This is a genomic window from Methanosarcina sp. DH1, assembly GCF_020804205.1.
Classification (GTDB): domain Archaea; phylum Halobacteriota; class Methanosarcinia; order Methanosarcinales; family Methanosarcinaceae; genus Methanosarcina; species Methanosarcina vacuolata.
The window spans coordinates 1-18355 of the sequence record NZ_WJBJ01000002.1 but is presented as its reverse complement, the minus strand read 5'-3'; the positions used below and the strand labels follow the sequence as shown (position 1 = coordinate 18355).

General features: G+C 39.5%; 12 protein-coding genes, 1 tRNA gene and 1 pseudogene. 10 read left to right on the top strand and 4 right to left on the bottom strand.

What is annotated here, in order from left to right; translation table 11 throughout:
• The first annotated feature begins 24 nt into the window (after positions 1-24).
• Both FXW07_RS00580 and ppk1 read left to right on the top strand, forming a co-directional pair.
• Entirely contained in the window at positions 25-2184 is a 2160-nt protein-coding gene (locus tag FXW07_RS00580) for an endonuclease MutS2 (protein ID WP_229393286.1), read from the top strand.
• Between the two features lie 542 nt (positions 2185-2726).
• Positions 2727-4913 carry a polyphosphate kinase 1 gene (ppk1, locus tag FXW07_RS00575; RefSeq protein ID WP_229393413.1) on the top strand — a complete coding sequence of 729 codons (2187 nt, stop codon included), beginning with the start codon at positions 2727-2729 and terminating at the stop codon, positions 4911-4913.
• Between the two features lie 269 nt (positions 4914-5182).
• Here ppk1 and FXW07_RS00570 read toward each other — a convergent pair whose 3' ends face one another.
• A complete protein-coding gene (locus FXW07_RS00570) occupies positions 5183-5590 on the bottom strand; it encodes a cytochrome b5 domain-containing protein (RefSeq protein WP_229393285.1) in 408 nt (135 codons plus the stop codon).
• Positions 5591-6244: 654 nt separating this feature from the next.
• On the opposite strand from FXW07_RS00570, the gene FXW07_RS00565 reads away from it, so the two are divergent.
• From FXW07_RS00565 to FXW07_RS00555, 3 genes and pseudogenes are all read left to right on the top strand, one after another.
• Entirely contained in the window at positions 6245-6742 is a 498-nt protein-coding gene (locus tag FXW07_RS00565) for a hypothetical protein (protein WP_229393284.1), read from the top strand.
• On the top strand, positions 6699-7493 hold the full coding sequence (locus FXW07_RS00560; RefSeq protein ID WP_229393283.1) for a winged helix-turn-helix transcriptional regulator: 795 nt from the start codon (positions 6699-6701) through the stop codon (positions 7491-7493). The genes FXW07_RS00565 and FXW07_RS00560 overlap by 44 nt, the downstream gene beginning before the upstream one ends.
• Before the next feature lie 57 nt (positions 7494-7550).
• Positions 7551-8648, top strand: a pseudogene (locus tag FXW07_RS00555) (IS630 family transposase).
• Here FXW07_RS00555 and FXW07_RS00550 read toward each other — a convergent pair.
• From FXW07_RS00550 to cofD, 3 genes are all read right to left on the bottom strand, one after another.
• Positions 8649-10559 carry a GTPase gene (locus FXW07_RS00550; protein ID WP_229393281.1) on the bottom strand — a complete coding sequence of 637 codons (1911 nt, stop codon included), beginning with the start codon at positions 10557-10559 and terminating at the stop codon, positions 8649-8651.
• Positions 10560-10795: 236 nt separating this feature from the next.
• The gene (locus FXW07_RS00545) at positions 10796-11911 is read right to left on the bottom strand and encodes an FmdE family protein (RefSeq protein WP_229393279.1); all 1116 of its coding nucleotides are present in this window, start codon (positions 11909-11911) and stop codon (positions 10796-10798) included.
• 388 nt (positions 11912-12299) lie between these two features.
• Entirely contained in the window at positions 12300-13229 is a 930-nt protein-coding gene (gene cofD, locus FXW07_RS00540) for a 2-phospho-L-lactate transferase (RefSeq protein WP_229393277.1), read from the bottom strand.
• A 114-nt stretch (positions 13230-13343) separates the two neighbouring features.
• Between cofD and FXW07_RS00535 the strand changes: the two genes are divergently transcribed.
• The 5 genes from FXW07_RS00535 to FXW07_RS00515 form a co-directional block, all read left to right on the top strand.
• Entirely contained in the window at positions 13344-14540 is a 1197-nt protein-coding gene (locus tag FXW07_RS00535; protein WP_229393275.1) for an HD domain-containing protein, read from the top strand.
• Positions 14541-14823: 283 nt separating this feature from the next.
• Positions 14824-15246, top strand: coding sequence for a hypothetical protein (locus FXW07_RS00530; RefSeq protein ID WP_229393273.1), 423 nt, complete (start codon positions 14824-14826; stop codon positions 15244-15246).
• Positions 15247-15390: 144 nt separating this feature from the next.
• Positions 15391-15942, top strand: a complete 552-nt coding sequence (locus FXW07_RS00525) for a UbiX family flavin prenyltransferase (protein ID WP_229393271.1) — start codon at positions 15391-15393, stop codon at positions 15940-15942.
• 163 nt (positions 15943-16105) lie between these two features.
• Positions 16106-16180 (top strand) — tRNA-Pro (locus FXW07_RS00520).
• 712 nt (positions 16181-16892) lie between these two features.
• Positions 16893-18355: PKD domain-containing protein (locus FXW07_RS00515; protein ID WP_229393412.1), on the top strand; the 1463-nt coding region annotated here is incomplete at its 3' end.

Sequence of the window (18355 nt, the reverse complement as noted above, 5' to 3'; positions counted from 1 at the left end):
TATTGAAACAAGAGTATCTTGCATATGAAAAGTATTTTGGGTATGAAAACTTCTCAGCCGCTCTCAAGCCTGCGGGAAATTCATGGAATCGGTGATCGGGTAGCCGACAGGCTGATTGAGCATTTCGGAACTGAAGAAGCTGCTCTTCAGGCTATTTGCGAGGGTGATATAGCTTCGCTTTCTGAAGTCAACGGGATCAGCCGCAATTTTGCCCTTTCCCTTGCCCGGTATGCCAGATCCAGGGCTGAAGGCTGCTCAATTTCCGATTTTCTCAGGACAAAAGAAGCCCTGAGTCTTTATTCTCACCTGCTTGAGCTGATAAAAAGTTTTGCCCATACGACGCATGCCAGGGATAAGCTGAACCTTTTTTACCCATTACCTGCTTCGCGCATGGATCTTATCCAGGAGAGACAGGCTTTCGTAAGAGAGTATCTTGAACTGGGAAATGCATTCCCCGAGAATTCCGAATTTCTTAAACTGCTTACGAGAGTCAGTGAACTCAGGCCTGTTCCCGGGAACCTGAGAGTCAGGGACCGGATAATTCTTTGCGGAGATTCAAAGACCCTTGAAGCAGCCAGAGAAAAGTTCCAGGGCTTCTTGCCTGTACAGGCTGTAGAAAACTTATCGGAATTCGTGGATCTTGCAAGAGGTTATTCCAGTGTAATTGTTTTTGATGATACTTATCTTGGTTTTGATCTACCTGAAGACATTGAACCCGAATATTTCCATGACCTTTCCAGAGCTGAACTCTGGCAGGTCTTGCCTGAAAAAGAACTGGCGTTTTTTGCACGGAATCTTGACTGTATCCACGCCTGCCTGAGTATCGTATCAGCGCTCCGCTCAGAAAACTTTGAGCTCTTTGAGGAGTTTTCAAAAGAGAAGCTTGATACACTCGAGACCGCGCTCTCAAAGCTCGGTGAGGATGGAAAACCTGTTGAAGGTTTTGACCCTGAACTTGACAGACTCGGAGCAGCTCTGCAAAAACTGGACCCCACATTGACTTTGGCCCTGACTGAGGCTAACCAGCGCATGAACCATGCCCTTGAGGCAAGCTCGCTTACTCTAAGCGGGCAGGAACTTGTCAGGCTTGTGAGCGGGGGAATGGAGGTTAAAGACCTGCTTACAAAGGAACTTAATAGAATCTATAAAACTGAAACTGAAACCGTCAAAGAAGAGCTTGCTGAAAAGTTAGGGCTTCAAAAGCAAGAAAAACTAATGCTTGATTCACTTTTTCCTGATGAAATTTCCTACCCTCTATATGCAGAACAGTCCCAGTTGCAGCTTCTCAGGCAAAAGTTGAACAATAGCCTTGAGAAAACAAGGCTTGCCAGGAAAAGGGAACTTGCAAAAACGCTTTCAGGTTTTCACCAGCCTGTAGAAAAACTTGTCAGGAAAGTTCTGGATTTTGACCTTGGCTTTTCAATTTCCTGTTTTTCGACAAAGTTCCATCTTAACCTGCCCGAGCTGATTCCTGAAATCGGAATAGGCTTTACAGGCGGAGAAAACCTCTTTTTAAAAGCCCGTTATGGAAAGATCGATCCTATCAGTTATTCCATCGGAAAAACCGGATTTTCCCCGGCAGGCCTGGAAAACAGGGTTGTGCTCTTGAGTGGAGTAAACTCAGGCGGTAAGACTTCCCTGCTCGAGCTCCTTGCCCAATGCGTAATTCTTGGGTACATGGGCTTTCCGGTTCCTGCAAAAAAACTTGAACTCGGGCCTGTAGAGGAATTCTACTATTTTGGAAAATCAAAAGGAACTCTCGATGCAGGAGCTTTCGAGACTACCCTCAAGCAATTCTCGGTGCTCTCCGAAGCCTCAGAAAAACTGGTGCTTGCGGACGAACTGGAATCGATCACTGAGCCTGGAGCTTCTGCACGAATTATAGCAGGAATTCTTGAATATCTGTCCAGAAATGAACAGAGTCTTGGAGTTTTTGTCTCCCATCTTTCGGAACTAATCCTTGAAAATACCGGAACGGAAGTAAGAGTAGATGGGATCGAGGCAGATGGACTGGACTCCAACCTTGAGCTAATCGTAAACCGGAATCCTGTATACAACCGTATTGCTCGAAGCACTCCCGAGCTGATTGTGGAACGGCTGTTCAGAAAGACCACTGGAAAAGAGCAGGAGTTTTACTCACATTTAAAGGATAAATTTAAAACTGGCTCAAAAGTAAACCTTTAGAGAAATTTCAGTGAATTTCCTAAATATATTAATGAAAATTTACCTGGAAACTTCCAATCTTTTCTGGTAATCTTCCAGTACTTTTTCCTTCTGACGTAGGATCTCTTTTTTGTTTTTGTCAATAATTGGCTTCAAGAGATAATATTATAAATCTTTAGTTCTATATACTAATAAATAGTAGTGAGTTGGAGGAGATTCCTTAGATCCCTGAAATCCAGCCGATACAAAAGTTTATATATGTTTTGGTGTCAATGCATGTCCGATAACTTAATAAGGAGATTGCGCTTCCCTTATGTAAGGAATTCAAAACTCTAATCGGCTAACAGGGTTGATGTTGTCAAGGAAAAAGTTCTCTAAGGCTAACTATATACTAAGTTGTTTGAGTGAACCCGGGGGATATCTTCTTTTCAACCCAGTAAAACCGGGTGACAATCAAGTAATGAAATTGAACATGAGATCTACAGAGATCCTATCTTCAGATCTTTTATTATTTTTAAAGACGAGTCTGAATAAATGCAAAACCCAGGTCACGCGTGATAGCAATGGAGCGGAACTTCCCCATTCAGTGTGCAGATTTTGATAGGCTGATGATGGATAACGTTGAAGGAACTCGGGTAGAAGTTTCCGGTATGCCTGACCTAAGCGATCCATGTTTATATACGGACCGCGAGTACAGCTGGCTTCAGTTCAATGACAGAGTACTCGAAGAGGCTTTTGATGATCGCAATCCTCTGCTTGAAAGAGTCAAGTTTCTTTCGATCTTTGGAAGTAATCTTGATGAATTTTTCATGGTCAGGGTTTCAGGCGTCGAGAAAAGAATAGTGGAAGCTATGAAAGAGGATCAGACAGATGAGACAGCACAGGAACAGCTCCGCGTCATCCGGGAAGAGCTTCTCAGGCAGCTTCCTCTCAATGACAGTTGCTGGAATGAAATGCTTGAGCCTGCTCTCAGGAAAGAAGGAATTGAAGTCCTTAATTACTTTGAGCTTTCTAAGAAAGAAAGAGAAAAGTTGAGAGATTATTTCGAGAGAAATATTTTCCCTTTACTTACTCCTCTCGGTTTTGATTCAGGACATCCTTTCCCTCATATTTCCAACCTCAGCCTTAACCTTGCAGTATTAATTGATGATCCGGATTACGGAGAACGTTTTGCCAGGGTCAAGATCCCTCCGATGTTTATGCGACTAATCGTTGTTCCTGAAGGAGAACAAGAGAAAATAACTTCCAGTCTGGAAGAGCTGAAAAAAGGGCATTTTGTCTGGCTTGAACAGCTTATCGCTGCAAACCTTGACCTCCTGTTTCCCGGACAGCGCATCCTTGGAGCTTATCCGTTCAGAATCACACGCGATGCAGACCTTGGGTTTGATGAAGATGGAGACAAAGACCTTTTGACCGCTGTAAAACAGAGAGTTGGAAGGAACTACTTTGGGTCGGTTGTCAGACTTGAGACCGACTATACAATGCCAACAAAAGTCTCGGATATTCTTCTTAAGAACCTGGAACTTTCTCCTTCCCTTATGTTCAGGTCTGCAGCTCCGCTAGGACTTTCAAATCTTATTAAACTTGCACAGATCAACCGGCCTGACCTTAAGTATGAACCCTTCGAGCCAAAAAAACATTCCCAGCTAGCAAACAGGGAGAAAATTTTTACAACTCTGAAAAAACGAGATGTTCTTCTCTATCATCCATATGACAGTTTCGAATCTGTAATTGATTTCGTGGAAGAGGCTGCCGACGATCCTGATGTTCTGGCAATCAAAATGACCCTTTACAGGGTGGATGATAATTCCAGAATAATTCAGGCCCTTATGAAAGCTGCAGACCGGAGAAAGCAGGTAGCAGTTCTTGTGGAGCTTAAAGCTCGTTTCGATGAGGAGAACAATATAGGCTGGGCAAAAGAACTTGAGCGCAAAGGGGTTCATGTAGCTTACGGCTTCCCGGGACGTAAGACTCACGCCAAGATGTGCCTGGTAGTCAGAGCCGAAAAAGAAGGTATCAGGTATTATGTGCACATGAGTACAGGTAATTATAACGCAGCCACAGGAAAGCTGTATACCGATATGGGCTACTTCACAAGTGACCCATGCATAGGTAAAGATGTCTCTGACCTTTTTAATGCCCTTACCGGATATTCAAGAAAGGACCATTATATCAAACTCCTTGTAGCTCCCCAGACTCTAAGGCATCAGATTTTGGAGCGCATCAGGCGTGAAATTGATCTTCACGAAAAATGTGGGAACGGGCATCTGATCTTCAAGATGAATTCCCTTGTGGACTACCAGTGCATCCGGGAACTTTACAGGGCTTCTCAGGCCGGAGTGAAGGTAGACCTTATTATCCGGGGAATTTGCTGCCTCAGGCCAGGTATTATTGGACTCAGTGAAAATATCAGGGTTACCTCGATAGTTGGCCGTTTTCTCGAACATTCCAGGATATATTATTTCAGGAACGGAGGAAAAGAAGAGATCCTTATGGGAAGTGCAGATCTTATGCCTCGCAACCTGGACAACAGGGTAGAAACTCTCTTTCCGGTATCTTCCGAATATATTCCTGTCTTGAGAGATGTAATCCTTGGCATTCACCTCAAAGATAATGTAAAAGCTCGCCTTCTGCTTCCTAACGGCAAGACTGAGAGAATCTACCCGCAGCCTGAAGAAGAAGAACTGGATTCTCAGTTGTGGATGCTTGAGAATAGCAGAAGCTGGGATTTAAGCTTTAAGAAAGACTGAGAAAAGAATTTCTTCTTTTCTTTTTTCCTTACTTTTTTCACCTGATTTATCCTGAAATAATTTCGCTTTGAAACTGTTTTATCCTGAAATAATTTCGCTTTGAAACTGCTTTATCCTGAAATAATTTCGCTTTGAAACTGTTTTACTTATATTCATCTTAAGGATGTGCCGGTTGTGTTTACTGACATATAGGCAAAAAGTGATAACATGAGACAAAAAATTTGACGAATGGGCGTAAAAAGCTGTTATAAAGTTATCATAATTTTGTATTATTCCTTCAGAGTCCCGACAACAGGATATTTCTTTAATATTTCAGCCCCGTGTGGCGTCCTGTCCAATTCTTCAGTTATATCTTTCCCTGCAGGGCATCCTTCATGATTGCCATCTTTCCAAAGATAACTATCAGAAGAGACATCATAGACCTGACCTTGATAAGCGACATATATCGTTTCATTTGTACCGTCGTACTTTGCGAGTTCTTCAACTGTATATTCTTTTATTCCTGTCTCTGTCACATTTTGTGTTTCAGTTGTGCCCTCTCCATTTGGATTATCTGCATCAGCTTTAGTTACAGCCTTTTCTGGAGTTACCAGTTCATTTCCCACGCATCCTGTTGCGAGGAACATGCAACACAAAACTAGCAATATAATTAATTTTTTTCTCATTATTTTACCCATCCAATATCTGGTACTGTATTTGTTCCTGATCTCAATTTGTTCCTGATCTCAATTTGTTCCTGATCTCAATTTGTTCCTGATCTCAATTCATGTAGTTGATATCTAAATAGTTGTTAAGTTGTCAATCTATTGTTTCAGTTAGCTTATTGACTTGTAAGTCTAGAGTGTTAATCGTCTGAAAAAGAGATAAACATACTTACCGAATAGAGGTAATAAAAGCAGTTTGATTAAGCTTTATAATTCAGTTAATCTTTAAATAAAGCTTAATTATGGATTTTTAAATTTAAGAAAAATTTTTTAGTAGAGTTGCACTATGTGTTTCGTTTTTACATTGATGAATCATGGTTATCGAAGGAAAAATAATATATGCGCTTAAAAAGACAGATATTAGGCTGTAAAACAATAACTACCAAAGAGTAATTGATTTTGTTAGTTTACTTTATAAGTTTATCGGACATCCTGGTTTTAGAAAAAATAAGACTATTTGCTTGAAAAACAAAAACCGTATGCTAGGCATCTTTGATAAAATTTAGATATTAACCGTTAAATATTATATATTTTATATATAATATAATAATATTGGTCGCTTTAATATGAGAACTATTAATCAAAATATTTATATTTCTATCTTCCTACATCTTTTTTGATGATATTATGACGACCTCGTATAATGAAAACACAGACCAGGAAGTTAGTTTGACTCCTCCAGAACAAGAATATATTGTTGAACTTTTGAAAGATGATTTTGTTTGTACCCAAAGTGCTTCATCTTCAATATCAACTGAGGAAGATGTAGAACTGCTAGAATTCACCGAAGCATCTGAAAACATCTTTGAAATATCCTTAACAGGAATCTCCATAGTGAAAGGACAAACAAAATATAATAAAGCATACGTAAGCTCAAAAGCACTTTATCTTGACATATCTTTGAGTTGGGGAAGTGCGAGAAATATCCTGAGCCTTACTATATATTCTCCTACAGGCGTCTCTTATGGGGCTTATAAACCACAATCAGGCTCAAATTCAATAGTCTTACGTGTAAGACCAAAAACAGGGACATATCTACAAGGAGGATACTGGAAACTCAACGTGTTCGGAGCATCAATCAGTGGAACTGAGTACTATACGCTTAAAGCTGCCTATCATACCTAAGCTTCAAAATGTAGTAATTTTTTTTTTATTATTTATCTTTTTAATAGCAACAGCTGAGGCTACTGAATATACTGTAGAACCCATTTCAAGTGATCAATTTGGGGTTCCAATTAATGGAGAAAAGGTTGTAGAAATTCAAGTTATCGAAATACCCTACTGGGAGTTTCTTTTGTGGTTGGTCACAGTGAACATCTTAGCGGCACTTGACTTACTATATTCTAAAAGAATAATTTTCTCAATAGCGGGATATAAAATTGTAAACTCTAAAAACGTACTTGACAATCCCAGCCGTCTTAACATCTACACCTATATTAAAACCAATCCTGGAGCATATATTAGTGAGATTGTAGGAAATGTCGGTTTAGACAGGGAAAGTATAAAATATCACATAAAAGCCCTTGAAGCTCAGAACAAAATCGAAGTCTATAGAGAGGGTGGAAAGACAAGATTCTTCGAAAATAATTTTACCTATAATGAGAAAGAGATAAGAGTTATTTCTGTCCTTCAGAACGTAATGAATCAAAGAATTATTTCAGAAATACTAACTTGTAATTGTAATACAAATATTGCTCTTGCACGTGAACTTGGAGTTTCTAGGGCTACAATCAGCTGGTATATAAAAAATCTCAGAGAAATTGGCCTTATAACAGAAACAAAAGAAGGAAGAAATACGATTTACAGAATAAATCATGTATATGAACTCGTTGTTGAAAAACATATTAAGCAGTTACAGAGTTCTTACAATAACTAGTATCGTGACAATATAGTTATGAGTCACTTATATACTTTGAATTCTATATTATATCTTATGTTAAATATTAATCTTAATGATAGTGAAGTTCTATTTCTTAAAAACTTTCTTAAAAAAGGACAGAAAAATGCAAGATCTCTTACCAGAGCACGTATTCTACTACTGGCAAATCAGGGAAAAGGAGACACTGAGATCGCTAAAACATTAAGTATTGGTAGAAGCACTGCTTTAAGGATAAGGAAAAGATGTCTTGAAGAAGGTCTACAAAGTGCTTTGGTAGATAAACCAAGGTCAGGTCAACCTGAAAAATATAGTGAAAGGCACGTTGCAGAAATAATAGCTCAAGCATGTACAAAACCTCCAGAAGGAAGAAATAGATGGTCACTTTCACTGCTTTGTGAAGAATTGAGGAAAAAAGAAGGCTTTGAAACGATAAACAAAGAAAGTATCAGACTTATTTTGAAAAAAAGCAAAATTAAGCCCTGACAGAAAAAGATGTGGTGCATTCAGACAATTGATTCCGAATACAGAACGAGAATGTACGATGTTCTTGACCTGTACGAAGAGGATTTTGACCCAAAAAGACCTCTCATATGTCTTGATGAGAAACCGAAACAACTTCTCAAAGATAAGCGAAATCCCATTCCAATGAAGCCTGGAAGTCTGGAGAAGTATGATTATGAGTACATCAGGAATGGAACAGCAAACATATTTGTGGCGGTAGAATTTAAAGCAGGAAAAAGGGTTACTCGAGTCACCGAAAGCAGAAAAATGGCTGACTTTGCGCAATTCATGAAAGATCTTGTTATCAAGGAATATTCAAAAGCTGAAGTCATCAGACTGGTTACAGATAACCTAAATATCCACAAAGAAAAATCATTCTATGAGACATTTAGCGAAGAAGAAGCAAAAAAGATACTGGAAAAAATAGAGTTCCATTACACACCAAAGCATGCGAGTTGGCTAAATGCTGCAGAAATAGAGATTAATGTGATGAATACACAATGTACAAACAGGCGAATACCTGACATAAAAACGCTTAGTAAAGAAGTAGATGCATGGATGCACAGAAGGAATATAAATAAAAAGAAAATAAACTGGAAGTTTACGAAGAAGAATGCTGATGAGAAAATGGCAAAACATTATGTGTCATAATTAAATCGTCACGATACTAGCATATGCATCAACGCGAGTAGTATCCAGAAGAACCTTGTCATCCAGCTTTGGAGTCTCTCCAGTAGTATGGAACACCAGTAAATCTAATGTATCACTGGCTTCCAGCCGCTGGAGATACGTAATGAATTCCTCAACTGGAACTTTCACGTGGAAGGCAGATTCAAATCGCTGGAGCAATTCAGTAATCGTCATGAGCGCTGGCATCTCTCTAGCACCAACCGCACTTCTGGCCGGATTTAGAATGGTAACAAAATCGCGCAATTTTCGAAGCACTTCTGGGCTACTCACACTGGGCAAATCATCCCATTGAATCTCTTGACGGATTGCTTTCAACAACTCTTTACATCCTTTTCCGGTCTTTGCACTAGTCTTAAAAAAACCCGCAAATCCATTCTCGTAGACGAAGGTATCTATACGCTCCGAACCCGCAGGAAGTCCTCCTACATCTGAACGTGAAGCTACCAGAAATTTGATGAGTTTTTTCTTAGTATTCGTGTGGGCTTGATCAAGCACTTGCGACCAATAAGCAGCGCCCTCAAACGGATTAGTCTCGCTGCGGGCATCAAATAATACGCATGCAAGCGCCGCATTATCTATGCTTAGCTGATGCACTAGCCGGTAGGCGGGTTGGCCTGCAAGATCCCAAAGAATTATCTCCCTGTGAACCATAGTTTTGTCTGAATTTTTCACGACCTTGCTTTCTAGCAAATGCGCACGCCGTGCATGAGATGACACCGTAGGTACAAATTTGCCATGAACTAGTCTTTCTGCTAGACCACTCTTCCCTACTCCAGTGTCTCCCACCAGCACAACCTTGGCGCTGGTATAGGTAACCGAAGATATAGAAGACGTGGAGGGTTGGCCAAGCAGAATTTGGAGATCCAGCTCATAAATGTGGATAATGTTATCGAGAATATCTTCTGTCGTTCCGAAGTCTGAACCAATCGTGGCTATGAGAGGAAGAAATGGATGAAAGACTATACCTCCGGCCGTTCCGTCTTTTGATCGAAATGATCGTTCAGAAGATAATTCTGGAATTGTCGCAACACATGTCCCATTACTCTTCCTCCAAAAACGGATATTTCTGTCATTTTCATAACTAGTTGAAGCAAGTATTTGTCCATCACTAGAAAAGGAAACGCAAACTACTCCATTCGTGTGGCCTTCTAAGGACAATAATAGCTGTCCAGATTGAGTATTCCAAAGATTGACCGTCTTATCTAGGCTTGCACTGGCGAGAATGTTCTCTTCTAAATCAAAGGCTATGCTAGTAACTGCACCACGATGTCCGATAAGCGAGTGAGACAACTTTCCTGAGGTAATATCCCATATTTTCACTTTGCCTTCAGCACTCGCACCAGCCAATTTCCGACCTGTCAAATCGAAGGCTAAGTCAAAGACTATTTCTTTAGGCTTGTTTTTCATATATCGAATGAGTTCGCCAGAGTCTGTATCCCATAAAATCACCATGTTGTCATTACTTAAGCCGGCAAACATGTGACCATCTGGATGAAAGGCTACCCTGCTAACGCGCGTTGACGTATCTTTAAGAGAATAAATTAATTTACCAGATTCACTTTCCCACATGTTCAGCGTTCCGTCTTTGCTCGTGCTTACCAAATTCTTACCTGATGGCGCGAATACTATGCTAAAAACAAAATCTGTATGCCCTCTCAAAACGTTCAGACACTCGCCCGTTTCGGTATTCCAGAGCCTTATCGTTGTGTCAGAAGACGGTGATGCTAGCATCAGCCCATCCGGTGACCATGCAATGCGATGAATACTTCCAGTGTGCCCTCGTAATGTGTGTACTAGCTTCACGCCCGGCGGCAGATTCTTTCTCACTTCTTCATCGGCGCGTTGCCATTTTTCGACAGAGCCATCATCCATGCGCATAAAATTTGCATACTCTTTATTAAAATTTTCTAAATTTACTAAAGATTATTGTATATTAAGTAAGATTTTATGCATTTTAAACAAAAAATCAAATTAACTCAGAAAAGACCTATTAAAAAAATAAAAAAGGAAGAGAAAGAGGCAGATATGAGGATTACTGGAATCCTCAAACACACCTGATTAAACTTTTTGTGGGTTTAGAGATTAGTTTAATTGTCTGTTCTACTAGCTCAGTTTTCCGAGGGCTGAGTGCTCTCTGTCGAATTAAGCAGTCCGAGAACCACATAAGGATTATTGTCTGCTAGCTCCATTTCGCTCAGGGTATCGGCATCAATATCCATTACTGAAATTACCGAGACAAGTCCTTTTGTGTCCCAATTTTCTTTATCCATAAGCCAGAGATCAGCTAAATATTTCGAGACCCATCCTGGATCATCGTCTTTTGCACCACTGTTCGCATCGACAACGTCAAAGTCAAACCCGAGGACTACTGCTTTCATAGTTCCGGCATTTTTATCCTTGACTACGAAGATGCCTGCTGGAGAACCACCTAGAGCTTCGGTTTCGTTATCTGTTAATGAGGAGACCCAAATTCCACCTGTACCTGGGGTCGCATCCCAGCGCTTCACGAAAACATCGTCTTTGCACCATTTGGGGCAGGAGAAAACCGTATAACTCACGCCTTCCTTAAGCGGGTAGTTTTCTTCCATCCAGCCTGCAAGCACATAACCGCTTGAAACTCCTGGACAGAAATGATTGTGCAGCTCCAGGCACTGCATAAGTTCATAATCAAGCTTCCCTGTAGCCCAGGCGTTTGAAATTGAAAGAACAGCAAACTCGTGCCCGTCAAATACCGAATTGTTTACTTTTTCACTCCACGCATCTCTCGATTTATTGGTTTTCGAAAGTTTATCAAAGTCTATGTTTTCCGTTACCTTGTAGCTAATTTTACTTTCGTTTTCATAGGAGACCTCAATATAAGTGCACTTCCCGCTGCATTTATTGAAAAATGCAAACCATAGGGGACTATTCCTTGAGTTCTGGACAACAAGGAGATTTTTTGTGTACTGAAGATCCCTGTTATAAAACTCTGAGTAAAAATCGTCAAGGAAAACATAGGACTCTGCAGGAGAGCCTATATCTGTAATAATAAGTGTGTTTTCTGGTCCAATAGCTCCGAGATCTACTTCAGCTGCAGCAAAGACTTGACCCATCAAGTTAGAATTACAATTTTCAGCTGCCATTCCTGGAACAGATCCAAGGGAAAGAACAAGGGCAGTCAGGAAAACAAGATAAATGAATTTTGTGCTGATTCTCCTTAGATTTGTTATACCTGCTTTTATCATGCTTTTTTCTCCAAATGAACTAAATTAATGTTTTCTTAGTCTGGTTATGAAAATAGCACTTTCCATAAATTATTATTTAATTTGTAATACAAAATTTATACATAATATTTTTTGGTGTTATTTTTACTACTAAATGTATTAATAAAACTTTCGACTTTTGTTAACGCTGTGAATATACTAGAAAATAGATAAAAAGAGAAATATAAGTTATGAAAATGGGTAAGAGAAGTAATGAAAAGAAAATTTGAAGAGAATAAATCAAAAAAATAATAAAAATAAATATTAGTAAAAATTAATAGTGTTTAGTAAAAATAAAAAATAGTAACAATTAATAGTGTTTAGTAAAAATAAAAAATAGTGAAAAATAAAAAATAGTAAAAATAGGAAATTAAGGACAAGCAATAGTATCAAACAATGCTATCACTAACTCTGCCAGTTCCTTGCTTTTTTTAGTTGAAGTCATAAGAGTATCTGCACGGGAAGCGCGGCACCCAAGCCTCTCAAATGCGAATTCGTCCGCCTGATCCCGTTCATCAAAAACAAAGACATCCAGGAAGTCCTGATAATATTCCGCAACTCCCATTGAAGAGACCTCAAGCCCACAGGCCTGCATGAGTTTCCCGGCAGGTCCGCTTACAGGGGCATTGCCGATTATTGGGCTGACTGCAACGACCTTTTTCTTTTTCATCAGATCCTTCATGCCTGGCAGGGAAATGATAGGCCCTATGCTTGTGATTGGGTTACTTGGCCCTATAAGGATTTTGTCGTCAGTTTCAAGGGCTTCTAGTACCTTTGGAGAAATCGAAGCTTCGGAAATTCCCGTTATATCAACACCCAGTACTTCGGGTTCTCCATGTTTTCCGACCCAGAAATCCTGAAAATGTATAATTGACTCAGGAGTTTCTATATAGGTAGAAACAGGATCATCAGACATGGGCAAGATCTTTGCATCAATTCCGAAAATGGACGCAAGCTCTAAAGTCGCATCTGTAAGGGAGATTCCATCACGGATAAAGTTCGAGCGAATTATATGGGTTGCTCTATCACAGTCCCCAAGCTTTATGCTTTCAATGACGCCCAGTTTCTGCATACGTTCATAAGTCAGAAAGGTGTCGTCTTTTATGCCCCACCATCTATTTCGGTCGATCTGGTCCGAGAACAGATAGAGTACTGTATCCAAGTCAGGACAAATCAGATTTCCCGAAATCCAGAGGTCTTCGGCAGTGTTTACAACAACAGTTAATTCTTCTGCTGGGATGATTTCCTTGAGTCCGTCAAGGAGCTTTGGAGTTCCGGTGCCGCCTGAAAATATAATCATGATAATACCATATCCGGCTTTCTTTTAAACTTTCGGGTATCAGGGGTTTCTGCAAAATCTACAGTATCAGAGTAGTAGTAACAACAATATATAATGAGATCTGTCTAAAGAATAATGAAAGTTGTCCTTGATCCCGTGCATGGTTACATCGAGCTGGATGATTTAGTTCAGGACCTTCTTTCCACACCCCAGATGCAGCGCCTGAGAAGGATCAAACAGCTTGGGTTTTCAAACCTTGTCTACCCGGGAGCAAATCATTCGCGTTTTGAACATTCGCTTGGAACAATGCATCTCGCATCCACGCTGACCAGGGGTCTAAATTCGATTGAAGAGGACAAGAAAACCGAAATAAAAGTTGCTGCTCTTCTGCATGATATAGGGCATGGACCTTTTTCTCACGTTACCGAGAACGTAATTGATAAATACACGCGGCGCAGGCATGACGATGTAAAGGAAATCCTGGGAAAAGTAGAGATCAGAGAAGTCCTGAGCAAATACGGAATTTCTCCCGGAAACCTCGTAAAACACATAAAAGGAGAAACTTCTCTAGGGCAGATCCTTAGCAGTGAGATTGATGTGGACCGAATGGACTATCTTGTTAGGGATGCCCGTTACACAGGTGTAGCCTTCGGAGTTGTGGATTATAATCGTCTAATAAAACAGATGAATTTTTACGAGGATAGGCTTGTTGTAGATTATGGTGGGCTAAAAGCTGCCGAATCACTTCTTGTCTCACGTTTCTGGATGAACACATCGGTTTACTATCATCATGTAACCAGGATTTCTGAAGTTATGTGTTCTAGAGCAGTGGAGTATATGATTGAAAATAATGAACTTGACCCGTTTAAGCTCAGGCAGATGGACGATATAGACCTTATTGCATCTATGAGAAACGCAGCCGGATATGCAGGAGAACTTTCAAGGCTGCTTGATGCACGTAAACTCTATAAACGGGCTTTATATGTAGGCCTGGCAGACGTAGGAAAAGCCGTACTGAGGCACCGTGGCCGAATCCGAAGGGTCGAAAAAGAAATTGCAGAACTGGCAGGGGTTAATCCTGAGTATGTGCTTGTGGACATTCCTAAGACGCCCGAAATGCTGGAAATGCAAGCTATGATAAAAACTGACCACAAGATTATTCCTCTTAACGAAGCTTCTCATTTTGTATCTATCTTACAGGAAGCCCAAATGGATAACTGGAGAATGGGAGTATACAGCCCGAAAGAGTACTGTGAAGCCGTGGGAAAGGCCGCAAGAGACTATTTTGACGTTAAAAAACCCCTTAAACAGTTTAAATTAAGTGATATCTGAAGTAGAGTAGAATAAAATAAAAACAATGTTTTATAAAAAATAAAAATTCTAAAAAATAAAAATTCTAAAAAATGAAAATTCTAAAAAATGAAACTTCTAAAAAATGAAAATTCTAAAAAATAAAAATTCTAAAAAATRAAAATTCTAAAAAATAAAAATTCTAAAAAATAAAAATTCTAAAAAATAAAAATTCTAAAAAATGAAAATTCTAAAAAACGAAAATTCTAAAAAACGTAAAGGAAAAATGGATTTTCCTTGAAATTTTAAGGGTCGAGGTAGGAATTTGTTTCAGATTAAGCGGAAAGTGGGGAAAATTGAGATTGTACTTGGTGCAAAAAAGGTAGGAGAAGATTATCTTCTGACCCTTACAGGCGGAGAGGAACATGTGGGAGCTGTTGCTGTCGGGCTTTTTGATGAGAAAAACCAGAGAGCAAGTTCATCGGTGATAACAATGCCCGGGCACCGGGAGGAATATCTTGCCCTTGATGGGGCGAGGCAGGTGAGCAGAGCCACAAAGAAGACTTCGGTGTTTGTTGTCGGAATACACCAGGATGATATCAGCCCTGAAGAAATAAAAGACATAGTTTCAGCCGCAGGGGAAATGGTGGAAAGCTTCATTTCTTTTTACAAAAAAGGCGACGAACTGGAAGAGCAAGATATAGATTTGAATCAACGGCATGAGATGAATAATAGAAGTAAAGCATAAGATGAGGAAGAAAATAACAGCTAGAGAGATTCATGAAAATAACAGCTAGAGAGATTCATGAAAATAATTGCATAGAGAGAATACTGATAATAACAGCACAGAGATGAATTAAAGTATCAGCAGGAACATTAACGGCAGGATAAAATGGAGATAACGGTAGGAATCAGCGGAGCTTCAGGGGTCCAGTATGGAATTCGCCTTCTTGAAGTACTGGCGGAAAAAGAAATAAAAACTCATCTGGTTTTGACGGATGCCGCAAAACAGATAATCGAAATTGAAACTGATTATATTTCAGAGGCAGTGGAAAAACTCGCAACATGGAGCTACGCCCAGAAAGATTTCTCAGCACCAATAGCCAGTGGCTCCTACAGGACAGGGGGAATGGTTATCGTCCCTTGCAGCATGAAAACTCTTGCAGCCGTTGCAAATGGGGTATCCGATACTCTTCTTACAAGAGCCGCAGATGTCTGCCTCAAAGAGGAAAGAAAACTCATCTTGATGACCAGGGAAACCCCGCTTAGCCTCATACACATCGAAAATATGCTCAAAGCTAAAAAAGCAGGAGCAAGTATCCTTCCAGCTTGCCCGGGATTTTATTCGAGACCCAAAACTCTTGAAGACCTTGTAGATATCATGGTGGGAAGAACTCTTGACTTGCTCGGGGTAGAAAACGAGATGTATAGACGCTGGCAATAATGAAAAGAGCCTCAGAGAATCAGAAAGAAATTCAAAATTCTGGGAAGCTCAGGCAGAAAGAGTTTTGATTTTCTCAGTAAAATTTTCCAGAGAAAGCATGACAGGCCCATGTTCTAACGAAAGCTATATAAAGGATAATATCGTTTGAAGGGAAGTACCCCTTGGGATAGTAGGGTAGCTTGGTCCATCCTCGAGCGTTTGGGACGCTTGGACCGCGGTTCAAATCCGCGCTATCCCATTTACATATTTTTTCTAATAATTCTTTTTTAGAACTTTCATTTTTGAAATTTATTTTTTCTATTCTCTTTTCTCCCATACCACTTTTGCATAGTGATTATAATTAATTGATCATGTTTCGCAAAAGAGCGAAATCTATTTTTTAAGCAAACTTAAGATAATTGTTCTCTTCCAGTTTTAAGTAACTGAGTTTACAATTTGGTTTTTTAATTTGTTTACGCTGAGTTGAAAATTCTAAAAGCATTTTTTTGGTGTGTAAACCCTCATGAGCCTTTGGCACACGCAGAAGCATGGAAAACTTTGTACTAATGTTAAAGTTTTTCGTAGGAAAGACTGCTGCAGTTTCTACATGAATTTTTTGTATTCACGCCAGATTTCTGTTTAATTTATATAGTTTCGAATATTTTTATTCAATTGTGGGGTAATATAGAAAAGTTTAAAAATTAGTTGAGTTTTGAGACGGTCTCTGAAGGTTATTTTTTGTAAACTTGGAGATTTTAATATGTATTGTAGAGTTGCCTGTATTTGCCATTGTTTTTCGCATTCAGTGACTTCCATCAAAAAATCAAAAAATATTAAAGTCTCTAATTTTGATCAGTACAGCATTGCAAAAATATTACCTTGTGAAATTATTTTTTTGAGTGCCTGAAATAGGAAGGAGTTCTAAAATGAATTTTTCAAAGATTGTAATATGTTGCTTCTTAATAAGTATAATAACATGTACTGTTGCCTCTTCGGCTGAATCTTTACCAGAGTCAGATCATCCTTATGCAAATAATTTTGACTATACATGGCCTGCGATAGAAGAATCTGGTGCAACCCAGATGAGGTTACATTTCACAAAATTATCAATTGCTGATTATAGGGATAAATTAATTATTCTAGATAMGGAGGGTAATAAACTCGTAACTTATGATCGAAGCAATAAYGGAGACGATTTCTGGACTGACTGGTACACTGAAGACRCTATGAAGGTGAGACTTCAGACTGACGGATCAGATACAGCTTATGGATTCAAAATAGACCAGGTAGAGACAAGAACTGATATGGCTCCTCCATCAACTTTACCAGAGTCATATCATTCTTACGCAAATAACTTTGACTATACATGGCCTATAATAAGTGAACCTGGTGCTACTCAGATGAGGTTACATTTCACAAAATTATCAATTGCTGATTATAGGGATAAATTAACTATTCTAGATAMGGAGGGTAATAAACTCGTAACTTATGATCGAAGCAATAATGGAGACGATTTCTGGACTGACTGGTACACTGAAGACACTATGAAAGTGAAGCTTCAGACTGACGGATCAGATACAGCCTATGGATTCAAAATAGACAAACTGGAAACCAGACCAGAAAAACCAAACCCACCGGTTGCTGACTTCTCTGCATCCCCAACTTCAGGAAATGCCCCATTGAAGGTAACATTTACTGACAAAAGCAGCAATAGTCCAACTTCATGGAAATGGACATTTGGAGATGGAAAAACTTCAACCGAGCAGAATCCTGTGCACACATACACTAAAGCAGGAACTTATACAGTAGTACTTACAGCAAGCAACGCTGGCGGTAGCAATACGGCAACAAAGTCCAAGTATATAACTGTAAAAACAGCTCCAATAAAACCAGTTGCTGCTTTTTCTGCAACTCCTACCTCAGGAAATGCCCCTCTGAAGGTACAGTTTACTGATAAGAGTACAGGCTCACCCACTTCATGGAAATGGACTTTTGGAGATGGAAAAACCTCTACAGTTAAAACTCCTGTACACACATATAGTAAAGAAGGAAAATACACTGTCAGTTTAACAGTAAAGAATGCAGCTGGAACAAACACGAAAACAATAAAGAACTATATAACTGTAAAAACAGTTCCAATAAAACCTGTTGCTGCTTTTTCTGCAACTCCAACCTCAGGAAACGCTCCACTGAAGGTGCAGTTTACAGATAAAAGTACAAACTCCCCAACATCCTGGAAATGGAGCTTTGGAGATGGAAAAACCTCCACAGTTAAAACTCCTGTACACACATATAGTAAAGAAGGAAAATACACTGTCAGTTTAACAGTAAAGAATGCAGCTGGAACAAACACGAAAACAATAAAGAACTATATCACTGTAAAAACAGTTCCAATAAAACCTGTTGCTGCTTTTTCTGCAACTCCAACCTCAGG